Below are 16,885 nucleotides of genomic sequence, written 5' to 3' on the forward strand. Positions count from 1 at the left end.
CTTATTTCTTCCCTTCAAAGGCTTCGTAGGCTTGTTTCATCAGGACGTCATAGTTGCCGTAATCATCGCCGTTATAGTTTCGGGCCATGGCGGTAAAATCCTTGTTTTTCATGGCGCTCAATAATGCCGAGTTGTGGCTGCAAAGGCTGAGATAGGCTTTGAGTTGGTTACCGGCATTGATCTTTAATGACGCCACGAACTCAAACACCGTCTTGAATCCGCACGCAGCAAAATTGAACCCCATGATTTGAAACATGCCCCAGGAGGCCGACATCAAGGCGGCTTCCTGGTCCAGCGCAAAGGCGGTGGCCATGGTCTCCCAGGCCTTGACCTGATCCTTATTGTTCGTCTGCCATTGCGGGCCGGCTTTTTTCTTGTAGATATACGACAGCAACGGCTGCGACTGGTCGTAGATGTGCTTGGTGTACTTGCGAAAGTGGTGCCCTTCAAAAGCGATGATCGGCAACTTGGCGGGCCCGAACCCCACCTTCCCGCCCGACTCCACCGTGGCGAACGCCTTGACCACATTCACCGAAATGCCGTTGCCCAATTGCTTGGCGGCGTTCTGGAAATCCGTGTCGCTCAATGTCGTCCCGCCATCGCAGGTGGACTGCATCATCAACTGCCGGTTACGCCGCTCGGCCTCGATCACCGCACGCACGCGGTCCAGGTACACATTGACCGTGGCCTGTACCGCATCGACGTTGTTATTGCCGAAAATGTTGAGAAACGTCGGAATGCGCGTATTGGGAAAAGCCCGCACCGGTACCTTCAGCGCCTCTTCGATCAGACTGTTGAACGTCCGCCCGGTGGGGTCGATCACGCCATCGGGATGGGCGTACTTGAGATGGCGAAACTGATACTGGCTGATGCATTGCACCAACTGGCCATCGCACTTGCCGTTTTCCAGCAAGGCAAACCCCATCTTGGGAATGATCAAATTGAATAAATACTGGATGCACTGAACATCGGCGGGCAAGTTGCGGGCTTTGCCGGGCGTCCCTACCGACGCGCTGATAAGACGAGGCAACCCTTGCAGGCTTTTCATGACAGACATCCTTGTGAGTGAAAGAAGCGATAGCACTTCAATATCAAATCCAAGCCCTTGTCATATTCTGAAACAAGTGGCCGGCGCAAGCTAACAAGGCGGTCTGCGGATTGTCCAGAGGACGTTATGAAAGTTGTGAAACAGCCGGATTAAATCCGTCAGTAACCGTGGGATTCACGGGTCTTTTGATACTTGTGGTAGTCGAGCCACTCGACCACATCGTAGGGCAGGTACAACTGCACCCTGGCCCGTGAAATCGCGATATACACCGCACAGAGTCGTTGATCGAACGCGTAAGCGTCCTGGAACTTCACATTGGTCAACAATTCCGGGGTGAGCAGTACCCGGTCGAACTCCATGCCGCCCGCATCCTGCGCCAGCATCAACAGGACGCGCTCGTCCGGATGGCCAATCAACCTGTTCAAACGCGTGACATCCGCCACGTTAAAGCCTTTTTCCAGCTCGGCCTCGACCCACAGAAACGCCTCATCGAACTGGCAGGCTTCGCGCACCTGCTGCCAATCGGCCATGTCGCTGAAAAACGCATGGGGGCCGAGGTCATTGAACTCATTGCTATAGAAATCGGGTTTGAACAACGCGATAACCGTGTCCATGAAATGCTTGAGCGACTGCTGGGCCTCTTTGCTCGCGAGGCCGAACGCACAGCGGGCGTGGCTCAACTGGATCGCCCACTGCATGGTGTCCCAATGGGAAGCGGTCAACACCACGCAACCTTGCGGGGGCACGAAACCCTGCGGATAAAACTCAATGCCGACATCGGCATCGCGCGCGCCCTCGAAAAGCGATTTGCTTTTTTCCGAGTGCAAGCTGATCAACGGGTTGACCAGGCGCTCGACATTGCGCCCGGAACGCACGGAGTAGCACACGTCGGTATGGCGAACCTCACGGGCACGCTTGACCACGCCGCCACTGGCCTGCTGATATTCATCCCCCAAAGTGATCAGCACCTGGCGCCCGCGCTCGATGATTTGCAACAGCGGCGCCGGGATGTCCTGGCTCTCATCGATGAGCACGTGGGTATAGCGCTCGGGCACCACGCAGCCTGCAAGGCTGGCGCGCTTGATCATCAACAAGGCTTCAAACCCGGTATGCCGGCCCCAGGCCGGGTTAGCCTCTAGGTAGCCCCATAACCGGCTGGCATATTCGAGCAGCGCCCTGGCATCGACGCCGGCGAGCGGTTGCTTGAAATGCGGCAAATGCTGGGCCGACAAGCTGTACTCCCAGGAGCGGCAGTAGGCCTCAAGCACCTTGAGGCACACCTCCACCACCGCTTGCCCTTCCAGGCGGCGGAAACCAAAGATATTCAGTTCTTGAGCGAGCGCCTGCTTGGTCGGCACCCTCACCGGCGTATTCAGCGGCTTTGGCCTCGGGCCATGCAATAGAGCATGGGCGAAGTCCTGGAAGGTATGCCCGGCCTTACGCTCCCGCGCTCCCACCATGCGCGCACGCAGGGTTTCGAGTTTTGCCGGGGTGCGTGCCAACAGTAAGGTCTTTTCCGGGCGCAGGTGCTCCAGCAAGGCCACCAGCAGGTGACTCTTGCCAATGCCTGCATAGCCTTGAACATGCAGGTCTTCGTTCAGGTTGGCGCGGAAGGTTCTGAGCAGCTTGTCTTGCTCGGCGCTCAACCAGCGCTCGCGATGCCTGGGCGTGATTACCTGCTGGCTGAACGGATCATTGGCCTTGAGGTGGCGGACTTTATACTCGACGTCCCATTTGCCACTGGGCAACAGATAGTCCCGAGCCTGTACTTCCTCCTCCAGCAGAAAGCGCAGCTTCAGGCTTTTGACCACATTGAGGCCGAAGTACAGCTTCCTCTGATCGAACAGCCGCTGCGCTTCAGAGAGCAGGGACACACTGGCCGAATGGCTGGCATCGACTGCCCAGTCAACCAGTTTGGCCAACACTTTTTCAGCACCATTGGCGCTCAGCTCGCTTTCCGGCACCTGCGCCAGGTTCTGGATCACCAGCACCGCCGCCAATTCGGGCTCACTCAGGGCTACAAGCGCATCGAAACCCTCGCCGCCCAACAAACCCGCACAGGTGTGCTCGGTGATCGGCAAGAATACGGGGCTGGATAAGTCGAAATGTTCCGAGTGCATAGAGCCTCGTAGCCTGGGGAAGAGACGCTTGGGAGTATGCCACTAGACGCGAAATGACCGTCATGCACTGTGCAGGAAGCATCACAGATGACTGGCTGAAAATAACTTGAGTTTTAGAAGGGACTGCAGGAGGGAGCGTTATGGAGGCAACCCCACCAGCCACACCCCGGCACACAATGTTCCCGCTGTGGCTGCTGCCTTCCGGCTCTGACCAGGTTCACGGGTAATCGTTGCGGGGGGACCGATGGGGTCACCATAACGACGCTGCCTCTCGGCAAGCCGCGCCATTGTACCCATCTCATCGGAAGTTACAACCGTTGGTTCCGGATTAAAAAATGAGAAGGCTCAAGCACTTGCCATAACCCCATCGGCCCTGCCGCCCTCTTCCTGGATGACCAGGTGAATAAAGTGCAGCTTGGCAATCACCGCGGGCGGCAGCACGAAGGGGTAGAAATCCGGCTGGCCCATGGCGCGGGACAGTTCGTTGAGCATGCCGGCCAGTTCGATCCAGGCATTGACGAAGCAGAGGAATGCCGGGCCGCCAGGGTGTTGCGGGTCGTAGAGCGTGGTCAGGGGGAATGGCTGGTAATCCAGGTCCATCTCGCGGGCGCTCATACCAAAGCCCAGGGCCGTGTCCACGGCGTCCATCATGTGCAAGTAGTGGGCCCAGGTTTCGGCCCAGTCTTCCCAGGGGTGCATGGTGGCGTAGGCGCTCACGCAGGTGAGTTGCCAGTCCGGGCGCGGGCCGTTCTGGTAGTGCCGGTCGAGGGCCTCGGCATAACTGGCACGTTCATCGCCGAACAGGTTGCGAAAAGGTGTGAGCCAGTGACTGTTGGCGATCAGGCGATCCCAGTAGTAATGGCCGACTTCATGGCGAAAATGGCCAAGCAAGGTCCGGTATGGCTCGCGCATCTGTACACGGACTTTTTCGCGGTGGGCGTCATCGGCTTCCTTGATGTCCAGGGTGATCAGCCCATTGGCGTGGCCAGTGGTGGGCGCGCTGCCTTCCAGGTCGATACCGATAAAGTCGAAGGCCAGGCCAGTCTCTTCGTCAACGCTTTTGGGCACCACTTGCAGGCCTAGACTGATCAGTTGCGCCACCAAGCGGCGCTTGGCGGTTTCAACCTTGCGCCAGCGTTCGGGGTTTTCCGGAACCGAGAGATCAGGAATGGTGCGGTTCAGGCTACAGGCCACGCACAACGGCGCGGTGCTGTGGGCAGGAATCAGCCAGTTGCAGGCGGCGGGTGAATCGAGGTTTGCACAGCGCCGGAATGCGCCGGCATCGAGATTATCGTCCGCCAGCCAAGTACCGACCGCCGGCCCAGGTTGCAAGGACGACAAGCGGCTTTGCTGCGGCTGGTAACCCAATGCCGCCTGGCAGGCCAGGCACTGGCTGTTGCGAAAAAACAGCGACTGGCCACACCGGCATTGCCACACCTTGCTGTTGCGCGAGGTTTCGGCCATGAACGGAGCGGCGATGCGCGTGCTGAGTTGCTCGAAGTAGCGGAACATGGCGATCTCTCCCTGGGTGACAGAGACTAGATCATTTCTCGCTCGGGATCGTTCAACTGCTCCCTGTAGGAGCGAGCTTGCTCGCGAAGATCGTCAACGATAACGCGGGCTGCCTGGTTCACAGCGGCGTCCTCCGGTTCTTCGCGAGCAAGCTCGCTCCTACAGTGTTGAGAGATCGTTCCCACGCTCCGCGTGGGAATGCCGCCTTGGACGCTCTGCGTCTGCGCGAAGGCCGTGACGCGGAGCGTCACAGGATGCGTTCCCACGCGGAGCGTGGGGACGATCAATCAGACGGTGATGTTGTGCTTGGCCAGGAAGGCGACGAAGGCCTCTTCGTCCAGTACTTTCAGGCCCAGCTCATTGGCCTTGGCCAGTTTCGAGCCAGCGCCCGGTCCCGCCACCACACAGTGGGTTTTCGCCGAAACGGAACCGGCCACCTTGGCCCCCAGGCTTTCGAGCTTGTCCTTGGCCACATCGCGGCTCATCAGCTCCAGGGAGCCCGTGAGTACCCAGGTGTGCCCGGCTTCGGGCAAGCCTTCAACGACCTTTTTCTCGCTCTGCCAATGCATACCAAAGTCCTTGAGCTGCTGCTCGATGGCCAGGGCATGGCTAGCGTTGTCGGCATTATCGAAAAAGTCCCGCACAGCCTTGGCTTGCTTCTCGGGCAGCGCCTGGCGCATATCGAGCCAGTCAGCCTTGATGACGCCTTCCAGCGAACCGAACTTGTCCGCGAGTTTCTGCGCAGCACCTGGACCCACCGACGGCACGTGCAGCTTGTCGAGCAAACCGCCCAAGGTGGTGCTGGCGGCGAATTCCGCGCTGAGTTCGCCCTGCTCCTGCAATTGCAAACCGCATTCGTCCGGTGACAATAGCGCGCCAATCACCTGCTGGTTGTGCCCGTCTTCAAAGAAGCTATGGATCTCATGGGCCACTTCCAGACCTACATCCGGCAAGTACGTCAGCACCTCTGGCAACGCCTTTTGAACGCGCTCCAGGGACGCCAGCGAGCGCGCCAGGACCTTGGCCGTCTCCTCGCCCACATCGGGAATGCCCAAGGCGTAGATAAAGCGTGCCAGGGTCGGGGTCTTGCTGTTTTCGATGGCACTGATCAGCTTCTTGCTGGAGATATCGGCAAAGCCTTCCAGGTCGATGATCTGTTCATATTTGAGTTTGTAGAGATCGGCCGGCGAACCAATGAGCTGTTCATCCACCAGTTGCTCGATGGTCTTGTCGCCCAGGCCGTCGATGTCCATGGCCCGGCGCGAGACGAAATGAATGATTGCCTGCTTGAGTTGCGCACCGCAGGCCAGGCGCCCGACGCAACGGTACACCGCGCCTTCGCTGACGGTTTCCTTGCCCTTGCTACGCTTGACCAGTTGCGTGCGCTCCACATGGGAACCGCACACCGGGCAATTCTGCGGGATCTGCACGGCGCGGGCGTTTTCCGGGCGGCGCTCGGTGACCACCGAGACCACCTGCGGAATCACATCACCGGCGCGGCGGATGATCACGGTGTCGCCAATCATCAGCCCCAAGCGTGCCACTTCGTCCATGTTATGCAGGGTGGCATTGGACACGGTCACGCCGGCCACCTTGACCGGCTTGAGGCGCGCCACCGGCGTGACCGCACCGGTACGACCGACCTGGAACTCCACGTCGAGCAGCTCAGTGAGTTCTTCCATGGCCGGGAATTTGTGCGCGATCGCCCAGCGCGGCTCGCGGGCACGGAAGCCTAGTTCACGCTGGTAGGCAATGCTGTTGACCTTGAACACCACGCCGTCGATTTCATAGCCCAGCGCATTGCGGCGCTCGCCGATGTCGCGGTAGTAGTCCAGACATTCCTGGATACCCTTGGCCAGCTTCAATTCGTGGCTGATCGGCATACCCCACTTCTGCAACTGCTTGAGGTTGCCGATATGGGTGTCGCTGATATCCGCGGTCACCTGGCCGATGCCATAGCAGCAGAATTCCAGCGGGCGACTGGCGGTGATCTTCGAATCCAGTTGGCGCAGGCTGCCCGCCGCGGCGTTGCGCGGGTTGGCGAAGGTCTTGCCGCCCACTTCCAGTTGCGAGGCGTTCAACCGCTCGAAACCGGCCTTGGACATGAACACTTCACCGCGCACTTCCAGGGTGGCTGGCCAGCCCGTGCCGTGCAGTTTCAGGGGGATATTGCGCACGGTGCGCACATTGACGCTGATGTCCTCGCCGGTGGTGCCGTCGCCCCGGGTGGCACCGCGCACCAGCTCGCCATCCTGGTACAGCAGGCTGACCGCCAGGCCATCCAGCTTCGGCTCGCAGCTGTATTCCACCGCCGCGCCAGCGCCAAATAGATCGCCCACCGGCAGATCAAGGCCCTCGGTGACCCGGCGATCAAACTCCAGCATGGTGGTTTCATCGAAGGCGTTGCCCAGGCTGAGCATCGGGATCTCGTGTTTGACCTGGGTGAACGCCGACAATGCCGCACTGCCGACCCGCTGCGTCGGTGAGTCACGCGTCACCAGTTCCGGGTGCTCGGCCTCCAGGGCCTTGAGCTCGTGGAACAGGCGGTCGTATTCGGCGTCCGGAATGCTCGGCTCGTCGAGGACGTGGTAGCGATAGTTGTGCTGATCCAGCTCAGCGCGCAGTTCGAGGATGCGGGTTTGGGCGGCGGTCATGGGTGTTCTCTCATAAAGCAAAAGAGCAGCCGAAGCTGCTCAATATGTTAGTGCACGGATTCTACAGACAACGCTTAAGATCGATCCTCAGCGTTTCTGTGTCAGGGCGCGACGCTCGAACTCGACGATGCGCTGACGGTAGTGTTCGATGGTCTGGGCGGTGAGCACGCTGCGCTGGTCGTCCTTGAGCTCGCCGTTGAGCTCCTGGGACAGCTTGCGGGCAGCGGCCACCATCACGTCGAACGCTTGTTTGGGGTGACGCGGGCCTGGCAGGCCAAGGAAGAAACTCACCGCCGGGGTGCTGAACAGGTCGATATCGTCCAGATCGAACGTGCCCGGCTTGACCGCGTTGGCCATGGAGAACAGCACTTCGCCGTTACCGGCCATGCTTTCGTGACGATGGAAGATATCCATCTCGCCAAAACGCAGGCCGCTTTCGAGAATGTTCTGCAACAGCGCAGGGCCCTTGAAGCCACCGGCATCGCGGCAGATCACGCTGATGACCAGGACTTCTTCGGCAGCCGGCTGATCGTTGACCGATTGGCGCGCCGCACTCTTGGCGGACGTCTCGTCCGGGAAATCGTCATCGCGGCTGCTGAAGCTCGGGCCATCATCGACGTCGAGGTTCAGGTCGCCCTGGTGCGGCTCGGCAACCGCCGCGCTACCGCGCTTGCCACGCTTGGACGACGGCTCGCGGGCTTCACGCAGCGGGGCGCTCATCGACGGCAGGTCGTGCTCGTCCAGTTGCGGCTCTTTATGGGTATCCAGCACACGGGGCGGCCCCAGCAGCTCGGCGGCGCCGTCGTCATCAGGCAAGTTGGACAGGTTTCGGTCCAGCCGGAACTTGAGCTTGCCCTTGCCACCGCGCATGCGGCGCCAGCCATCAAAAAGAATACCGGCAATGACAATAATGCCGATGACGATCAGCCACTCGCGCAGACCGATTTCCATGTAATCCCGTGCCTCTAATAAAAAATGCTGAAAAATAAGGGGTTTAGCACCGTGCAAACCGCTTTAAAACGTGGCGCCAACTCTATGTTCTGACTGACGTTTTGCCCACGCACACGAAAAATTGACATTAAACTAGCACGACCAAAGATAACTTTACACCGTCTGTCAAAATGCCTTGAACAAATATGTCCATTTGCCACTTTCCCCAGACCGGTAAATCGCCCTACAGCGTGCTGTAAATTCTCTCTCCCGGCGTGGCTCAGGATTCCACCATCGCCATCGCCTCTTCCACATCCACCGCTACCAATCGCGAACATCCAGGCTCATGCATCGTCACCCCCATCAACTGGTCGGCCATTTCCATGGCGATCTTGTTGTGGGTGATATAGATGAACTGCACGGTCTGGGACATCTCTTTGACCAACCGAGCGTAGCGTCCAACGTTAGCGTCATCCAGCGGCGCGTCAACTTCGTCGAGCATGCAGAACGGCGCCGGGTTCAACTTGAAGATGGCAAATACCAGGGCCAATGCGGTCAGGGCTTTTTCGCCGCCAGACAATAAATGGATGGTGCTGTTCTTCTTGCCCGGAGGCCGCGCCATGATCGTTACCCCTGTATCGAGTAGATCTTCGCCCGTCAGTTCCAAGTAGGCGCTGCCACCACCGAAAACTTTTGGGAATAACGCCTGTAAACCGCCATTAATCTGATCAAAGGTATCTTTGAAGCGGTTGCGGGTTTCCTTGTCGATCTTGCGGATCACGTTTTCCAGGGTGTCCAGGGCTTCAACCAGATCGGCGTCCTGGGCATCCAGATAACGTTTACGCTCGGACTGCTGCTGGTACTCATCGATAGCGGCGAGGTTGATCGCGCCCAGGCGTTGAATACGTGCGGCAATCCGTTCAAGTTCTTCTTCGGCGTCTTTCTCGTTGGCCTGGGCGGTCAGGGTGTTGAGCACGCCGTGCAGGTCATAGCCGTCTTCCAGCAATTGGTCTTGCAAGGTCTTGCGGCGCACGGTGAGGGCTTGCCATTCCATACGCTGTTGTTCGAGCTGGCCGCGGATCAACTGCGATTGCTGCTCGGCCATGGTGCGACGCTTTTCGGCGTCGCGCAGTTCACGGTCGGCGTCTTCCAGGGCGATCTGGGCGGTCTTGAGTTCGACATCGACGGTCATGCGCTTGTCGAGCAACTCCTCAAGCTTGAGGCGCAGCTCTTCCAGCGGCGCCTCGCCCTCCTCCAGGTTGAGGCTCAGTTGCTCGCGCTTTTCGGTCAGGCGTTCGGACTGCATCTCCAGGCGCTCAAGGGCCTGGCGCGTGGAATCATGCTGGGCGCGCAACGAGCCCAGGCGTACGGCCAACTGATGGGCGTGGTCCTTGTGCTGCCGGGCTTCCTGGCGCACGCGGTCAAGGCGCTCGCGCAGGCTGTCGCGCTGGGCCAGCAGCAACTCGCGCTGTTCGGTGTCCAGGGCCATGCTGTCGAGGGCCTCCTGCAAGTGCAGGCGCGCTTCACCGATCTGTTCATGTTCCAGGGCGCGCTGTTCGCCCATCTCGGCCACTTCTTCGTCAAGACGGGTGCGGCGCAGGGTCAATTGCTCGACCTTGGCCCTGCTCGCGGAAAGTTGGGCTTTCAACTCGCCTTGCTGGCGCGCTTCGTCCTGCAACAGCCGACGCAGGTGTTCGCGGCCGGTTTCCTGCTGGCGCTGGGTAGCGCGCAGGGTTTGCAGTTCGGTTTCCAGGCTTTCCAGTGTGGCTTCGCGTTCTTCACGCTCGGCGCTCAGGTTGACGATTTCCTGGCCACGGGCCAATACGCCACTTTCCGCCTCACTGGCGCGGCGCACGCGCAGGAAGTGGCGGCCGACCCAATAACCATCGCGGCTGATCAAGCTTTCGCCGGTCGCCAATTGGCCGCGTTGGGCCAAGGCTTGCTCAAGGGTCTCCACGGGCCTGACCTGGCCCAGCCATGGCGACAGATCCATCGCCGCCTCGACCTTGTCCAGCAAGCTGCCCGGCACCCGTGCACCCTCGGGCGCCGGGCTGAGCAGGCGCAAATCGCCCTGGGCAAACCCGACCAGGTCGAAACCCGCAAAATCATCCACCAGCACCGCTTGCAGATCGGCACCCAACACGGTTTCCACCGCCAGTTCCCAGCCGGCTTCGACTTTCAAGCCTTCAGCCAGGCGCGGGCGCTCGGCCAAATGCTGGTCGCGCAGCCATTCGGCGGTGCCGGTGCCTGGGTCGAGCGCGGCCTGCTGCAAGGCTTCCAACGAAGCCAACCGACCATTGAGCCGCTGCAAGTCGCCCTGGGCTTGCTGCTGCGCCTGGGTCGCGGTGTGCAATTGCTGGCGCAGTTGCTCCAGGCGCTCCACTTGCTGTTCTTCGCTGGCCTCCAGCTCTTCCAGGGTCATTTCGCTTTCGGCCAGCTGTTCGCTCAGCGCCATGATCGCCGCGTCTTCCGGATCGGCAGCGAGCAATACGCGCTCCTCCTGCAACCGACGCTGGCGCTCGGCCAGACGTTCCATGCTGGTTTCCAACTGCTGGATGCGCGACTGCTGCACCTCGGCCTGGCGGCGTGGCTCGGCGGATCGCAGGTTGAAGGCGTCCCACTGTTCCTGCCAGCCGTGCATGGTGGCTTCGGATTCTTCCAGGGCGGCGGCGGCTTCTTCGGCGGCGGCGCTGGTGATTTCCTGCTCGGGGGTGAGCATGTCCAGCTCTTCGCCCAGGGTCAGCAGCAAGGTACGGTCATGGCCCAGGTGCGACTCGGTCTCCAGGCGTGCGCGCTCGGCTTCCTTCAAGTCATCCTGCAACTGGCGCAAACGCTGCTGGCCGTGCTGGATACTCTGCTCGACCCGGGCAATATCACCGCCCACCGAATAGAAGCGGCCTTGCACCAGATTGAAGCGTTCGGACAACTCATGGTGGCCGTCACGCAGGCGCTCAATGCTGGCGTCGGCATTACGCTGCTCGGCCACCAGCGCTTCAAAACTGACTTCCTGGGTGCCAATAATCGCTTCGCGCTGGCCCACCTGGTCATTCAATGCTTGCCAGCGCAGCGCCGACAATTGCGCCTTGAGCTGGCGCTCTTCACCCTTGTATTCCTGATACTTCTCGGCGGCCTGGGCCTGGCGGTGCAGGCGTTCGAGCTGGCGCTCCAACTCTTCGCGCAGGTCGGTGAGGCGGGCGAGGTTTTCATGGGTGCGGCGAATACGGTTTTCGGTCTCGCGGCGGCGCTCCTTGTACTTGGAGATACCGGCCGCTTCTTCGATAAAGTTACGCAGGTCTTCGGGCTTGGCCTCGATCAGCTTGGAGATCATGCCCTGCTCGATGATCGAGTAGCTGCGCGGGCCCAGGCCAGTGCCAAGGAAGATATCGGTGATATCGCGACGGCGACACTTGGTGCCGTTGAGGAAGTAACTGTTCTGGCTGTCGCGGGTGACTTTACGACGGATGGAAATTTCCGCGTAGGCTGCGTATTCGCCGATCAGGGTGCCGTCGGAATTATCGAATACCAGTTCGATACTGGCCTGGCTCACCGGCTTGCGGCTGGTGGAGCCGTTGAAGATGACGTCGGTCATCGACTCGCCGCGCAGGTTTTTCGCCGAGCTCTCGCCCATCACCCAGCGCACGGCGTCGATGATGTTCGACTTGCCGCAGCCATTGGGCCCCACCACCGCCGCCATGTTGCTGGGGAAGTTGACGGTGGTCGGGTCGACAAAGGATTTGAACCCCGCCAACTTGATGCACTTGAGCCGCACGCTTAGGCGTCCGCCAAGGCTGCGATGACCAGCGAACTGCTGCGCTGGCAATAGGCTGTGAGCACCAGGCGAATCTGCACCAGGTCACGGGCCAGTACTGCGGCGAGCAATTGCTCGAACAGCGCCAGGAACTCGCTCATGGACGCCTTGCGCTGATCCAGCGCCAGGTAATAGGCGCGGTTCATCGCCGGTTGCAGGTTTTCGACGGTTTCCTGCAAATACGGGTTGTTGGCGAAGGGGTACGCAGCGCGCATCACATTGAAGCTTTCTTCGACGAAAGCGCGGATGTCCTCACGCTCCAGGCTCAATTGAAGGCGTTGCTGGATCTGCAGAAACGGCGCCATGTCGGCCTGGGTCTGCCAGCCTTCGGCAACCGCATTGCCGAGCAGGATGTACATCTCGCCCATCAACGTACACAGGCTCTGCACCTTGTGCGCGGTGAGTTCGGTGACGTGGGCGCCACGGCGCGGCAGGATCGCAATCAGATGGCGGCGCTCAAGGATCAGCAAAGCTTCGCGCACGGAACCACGGCTGACGTTGAGCGCCAGCGTGACTTTCTGTTCCTGGATTCGCTCCCCAGGCATGAGATCGCCGCGAATGATACGTTCGGCGAGGTGGTGAGCAATTTGCTCGGCGAGACTGTCCGGCGCCTTGAACGTCATGTTTTCCCTTCGAAATCTGCTATCGGTACAAGCGCGGCAGTGTAGCGCATTGGCCCGCTGATGGCGCTACGCCCACCTTGGCGAATTTGGCACGAAATAAGCAACGTTGAAAGCCTGTAAGCCGCCAAAAACGCCGGTTCCAGAAGACTGGACCATAATTGAAAGTGTTGTGATCGTATTTTCTTGACCCTTAGGTCAGAAAACCATTGACCGAAAAGTCAGACATGACTAGATTCGGCGCAAAGCGGTTAACAACAATAATGAGTCTGCGAGGCCTTCCGTGATCCAGTTTTTACTTAACCAGGAACTCCGTAGCGAGCACGCCCTGGACCCCAACCTGACCGTGCTCAATTATCTGCGCGAGCATGTGGGCAAATCCGGTACCAAGGAAGGTTGCGCCAGCGGCGACTGTGGCGCGTGCACCGTGGTGGTCGGCGAGTTGCACACCGACGAGCAAGGCGTCGAGCAGATTCGTTATCGCAGCCTCAATTCCTGCCTGACGTTCGTGTCGTCACTGCACGGCAAACAACTGATCAGCGTCGAAGACCTCAAGCACCAGGGCCAACTGCACAGCGTGCAACAGGCCATGGTCGAGTGCCACGGTTCGCAGTGCGGCTTTTGTACCCCAGGTTTTGTGATGTCGCTGTTTGCCCTGCAAAAGAACAGCGATGCACCCGACAGCCAGAAAGCCCATGAAGCCCTGGCCGGCAACCTGTGTCGTTGCACCGGTTATCGCCCGATCCTCGCCGCCGCCGAACAGGCCTGCTGCAACAAACCCCAGGATCAATTCGACAGCCGCCAGGCTGAAACCATCGCCCGCCTCAAAGCCATCGCGCCGACGCAAACCGGTGAACTCAACAGCGGTGACAAGCGCTGCCTGGTGCCACTGACCGTCGCCGACCTGGCCGACCTCTATGACGCCTACCCGCAAGCCCGCCTGCTGGCCGGCGGCACTGACCTGGCGCTGGAGGTCACCCAGTTCCACCGCACCCTGCCGGTGATGATCTACGTCGGCAACATTGAAGCCATGAAGCGCATCGAGCAGTTCGACGACCGCCTGGAAATCGGCGCGGCCACCGCCCTCTCCGACTGCTACGCCGCGCTGCACCACGAATACCCGGACTTCGGCGAACTGCTGCAGCGCTTCGCCTCCCTGCAAATCCGCAACCAGGGCACCCTGGGCGGCAATATTGGCAACGCTTCGCCCATTGGTGATTCGCCGCCGCTGCTGATTGCCCTGGGCGCCCAGATCGTGCTGTGCAAAGGCAACACCCGCCGCACCCTGGCGCTGGAAGACTACTTCATCGACTACCGCGTCACCGCGCGCCAGGACAGCGAGTTCATCGAGACCATCATCGTGCCCAAGGGCCACACGCTGTTCCGGGCCTACAAGGTGTCCAAGCGCCTGGACGACGATATTTCCGCGGTGTGCGCAGCGTTCAACCTGAACATCGACAACGGTGTGATCAGCGCGGCTCGCGTTGCCTTCGGAGGCATGGCCGCCACACCAAAACGCGCAAAAAATTGCGAGGCCGCGTTGGTGGACGCCATCTGGAACTTGGCCACGGTCGAGAAAGCCTGCGCCGCCCTGGCACAGGACTTCACCCCACTCTCGGACTTCCGCGCCAGCAAGGAATATCGCCTGCTCAGCGCGCAAAACCTGCTGCGCAAATACTTCATCGAACTGCAAACGCCGCACATCGAGACTCGGGTGACCGCTTATGTCTAACCATCACGCCGTGGTAAAAACCCAGGCCGAACTTGCCGCACTCTTTGCCCAGGACCTCACCACCGGGGTAGGTCGCAGCGTCAAGCATGACAGCGCCGCCAAGCACGTCAGCGGTGAAGCGCAGTACATCGACGACCGCCTGGAATTTCCCAACCAGTTGCACCTGTATGCGCGCATGTCCGACCGCGCCCATGCCCGGATCATCAGCATCGACACCGCGCCCTGCTACGCCTTCGACGGCGTACGCATTGCCATCACCCATGAAGACGTACCGGGACTGAAAGACATTGGCCCGTTGATGCCCGGCGACCCGCTGCTGGCCATCGACACCGTGCAGTTCGTCGGCCAGGTGGTACTGGCCGTGGCCGCCCGCGACCTGGAGACCGCACGCAAGGCGGCGATGGCGGCGGTGATCGAATATGAAGACCTGGAACCGGTACTGGATGTGGTCGAGGCGTTTCGCAACAAGCACTTCGTGCTCGACAGCCACACCCACCAGCGCGGCGATTCGGCCACTGCGCTGGCAAGCGCCAAGCACCGTATCCAGGGCACCTTGCATATCGGTGGCCAGGAACACTTTTATCTGGAAACCCAGATCTCTTCGGTGATGCCCACCGAAGACGGCGGCATGATCGTCTACTGTTCCACGCAAAACCCCACCGAAGTGCAGAAGCTGGTGGCCGAAGTGCTGGATGTGTCGATGAACAAGATCGTGGTCGACATGCGCCGCATGGGTGGTGGCTTTGGCGGCAAGGAAACCCAGGCCGCCAGCCCGGCGTGCCTGTGCGCCGTGGTGGCGCGCCTCACTGGCCAGCCGACCAAGATGCGCCTGCCACGGGTCGAAGACATGCTGATGACCGGCAAGCGTCACCCCTTCTATATCGAATACGACGTGGGGTTTGACGACAACGGCCGACTGCACGGCATCAACCTGGAACTGGCGGGTAACTGCGGTTGTTCGCCGGACCTGTCCAACTCGATTGTCGACCGCGCCATGTTCCACGCCGACAACTCATATTACCTGGGCGACGCCACGGTCAATGGCCATCGCTGCAAGACCAACACTGCCTCCAACACGGCCTATCGCGGCTTCGGCGGCCCCCAAGGCATGGTCGCCATCGAAGAGGTAATGGACGCCATCGCGCGCCATCTGGGCCAAGACCCGCTGGCGGTGCGCAAGGCCAACTACTACGGCAAAACCGAGCGCAACGTCACCCACTACTACCAGACCGTCGAGCACAACATGCTCGAAGAAATGACCGCTGAGCTTGAGGCCAGCAGCCAGTACGCAGAGCGCCGCGAAGCAATCCGCCTGTACAACGCCCACAGCCCGATCCTAAAAAAAGGCCTGGCGCTGACCCCGGTGAAATTCGGTATTTCGTTCACCGCCAGCTTCCTCAACCAGGCCGGCGCGCTGATCCATATCTACACCGATGGCAGCATCCACCTGAACCACGGCGGCACCGAGATGGGCCAGGGCTTGAATACCAAGGTCGCGCAAGTCGTGGCCGAGGTATTCCAGGTCGAAATCGACCGCGTCCAGATCACCGCCACCAACACCGACAAGGTACCCAACACCTCGCCCACCGCTGCCTCCAGCGGCGCCGACCTGAACGGCAAGGCCGCGCAGAATGCGGCCGAAACCATCAAGCAGCGCCTGGTGGAGTTTGCGGCGCGCAAGTACGACGTAAGCGAGGCGGACGTGGAGTTTCGCAACGGCCATGTGCGCGTGCGCGAGCAGATCCTGAGCTTCGAGGCGTTGATCCAGCAGGCGTATTTCGCCCAGGTATCGCTCTCCAGCACAGGTTTCTACAAAACCCCGAAAATTTTCTACGACCGCAGCCAGTCACGCGGGAGACCGTTCTACTACTACGCCTTCGGGGCGGCTTGCTGCGAAGTGATCGTCGACACTCTGACCGGTGAATACAAGATGCTACGCACCGACATCCTGCATGACGTCGGCGCTTCGCTGAACCCGGCCATCGACATCGGCCAGGTGGAAGGCGGCTTCATCCAGGGCATGGGCTGGCTGACCATGGAAGAGCTGGTGTGGAACAACAAGGGCAAGCTGATGACCAACGGCCCGGCCAGCTACAAGATCCCGGCCGTGGCCGACATGCCGCTGGACCTGCGGGTGAAGCTGGTAGAGAACCGCAAGAACCCGGAGGACACGGTGTTCCATTCCAAGGCCGTGGGCGAGCCGCCGTTCATGCTCGGGATTGCTTCGTGGTGTGCGATCAAGGATGCGGTAGCGAGCTTGGCTGACTATCGCCAGCAGCCCAGGATCGATGCGCCGGCCACGCCCGAGCGGGTGTTGTGGGGGTGTGAACAGATGCGGCAGTTGCGGGCGCTAAAGGCTGTTGATCGTTCCCACGCTCCGCGTGGGAATGCCGCCCTGGACGCTGTGCGTCCGCTCTAGTGACGCTGAGCGTCACGGTATGCATTCCCACGCGGAGCGTGG

9 protein-coding genes, 1 other RNA gene and 1 pseudogene are annotated in these 16,885 nt (G+C 60.5%); 3 read left to right on the forward strand and 8 right to left on the reverse strand.

The window, feature by feature from the left end:
- Window position 1: 1 nt before the first annotated feature.
- From GIW79_RS15460 to GIW79_RS15475, 4 genes are all read right to left on the reverse strand, one after another.
- A complete protein-coding gene (locus tag GIW79_RS15460; RefSeq protein WP_034128386.1) occupies window positions 2-1,048 on the reverse strand; it encodes an N-acetylmuramidase family protein in 1,047 nt (348 codons plus the stop codon).
- A 158-nt stretch (window positions 1,049-1,206) separates the two neighbouring features.
- Window positions 1,207-3,168 carry a hypothetical protein gene (locus tag GIW79_RS15465; RefSeq protein WP_200583189.1) on the reverse strand — a complete coding sequence of 654 codons (1,962 nt, stop codon included), beginning with the start codon at window positions 3,166-3,168 and terminating at the stop codon, window positions 1,207-1,209.
- A gap of 150 nt (window positions 3,169-3,318) precedes the next feature.
- An RNA gene (gene ffs, locus GIW79_RS15470) (signal recognition particle sRNA small type) lies at window positions 3,319-3,415 on the reverse strand.
- Window positions 3,416-3,513: 98 nt separating this feature from the next.
- Window positions 3,514-4,680: a zinc-binding metallopeptidase family protein gene (locus GIW79_RS15475; protein ID WP_236452964.1), complete on the reverse strand. Its 1,167-nt coding sequence runs from the start codon at window positions 4,678-4,680 to the stop codon at window positions 3,514-3,516.
- A 77-nt stretch (window positions 4,681-4,757) separates the two neighbouring features.
- Between GIW79_RS15475 and GIW79_RS15480 the strand changes: the two are divergent.
- A pseudogene (locus GIW79_RS15480) lies at window positions 4,758-4,847 on the forward strand (outer membrane lipoprotein carrier protein LolA); the annotation flags it as partial.
- A gap of 120 nt (window positions 4,848-4,967) precedes the next feature.
- Here the strand turns inward: GIW79_RS15480 and ligA are convergent.
- The 4 genes from ligA to GIW79_RS15500 form a co-directional block, all read right to left on the reverse strand.
- Window positions 4,968-7,334 (reverse strand): NAD-dependent DNA ligase LigA, encoded by a 2,367-nt coding sequence (gene ligA / locus GIW79_RS15485; RefSeq protein WP_034128382.1) that lies wholly within the window; start codon window positions 7,332-7,334, stop codon window positions 4,968-4,970.
- Between the two features lie 87 nt (window positions 7,335-7,421).
- Complete coding sequence (gene zipA / locus GIW79_RS15490; RefSeq protein ID WP_054898611.1) at window positions 7,422-8,285, reverse strand: cell division protein ZipA; 864 nt, start codon at window positions 8,283-8,285, stop codon at window positions 7,422-7,424.
- Between the two features lie 259 nt (window positions 8,286-8,544).
- On the reverse strand, window positions 8,545-12,033 hold the full coding sequence (gene smc / locus GIW79_RS15495; protein ID WP_198791446.1) for a chromosome segregation protein SMC: 3,489 nt from the start codon (window positions 12,031-12,033) through the stop codon (window positions 8,545-8,547).
- Between the two features lie 2 nt (window positions 12,034-12,035).
- Window positions 12,036-12,695: a GntR family transcriptional regulator gene (locus GIW79_RS15500; protein WP_034128379.1), complete on the reverse strand. Its 660-nt coding sequence runs from the start codon at window positions 12,693-12,695 to the stop codon at window positions 12,036-12,038.
- 280 nt (window positions 12,696-12,975) lie between these two features.
- Between GIW79_RS15500 and xdhA the strand changes: the two genes are divergently transcribed.
- Together xdhA and xdhB are read left to right on the forward strand one after the other, a co-directional pair.
- Complete coding sequence (gene xdhA / locus GIW79_RS15505) at window positions 12,976-14,424, forward strand: xanthine dehydrogenase small subunit (protein WP_072447425.1); 1,449 nt, start codon at window positions 12,976-12,978, stop codon at window positions 14,422-14,424.
- Complete coding sequence (gene xdhB / locus GIW79_RS15510; RefSeq protein ID WP_072447422.1) at window positions 14,417-16,843, forward strand: xanthine dehydrogenase molybdopterin binding subunit; 2,427 nt, start codon at window positions 14,417-14,419, stop codon at window positions 16,841-16,843. The genes xdhA and xdhB overlap by 8 nt, the downstream gene beginning before the upstream one ends.
- The last annotated feature ends 42 nt before the right edge of the window (window positions 16,844-16,885 follow it).

This window comes from Pseudomonas sp. PA-7-1E (assembly GCF_021605325.1).
In the GTDB taxonomy this organism is placed as follows: Bacteria; Pseudomonadota; Gammaproteobacteria; order Pseudomonadales; family Pseudomonadaceae; genus Aquipseudomonas; species Aquipseudomonas fluorescens_BV.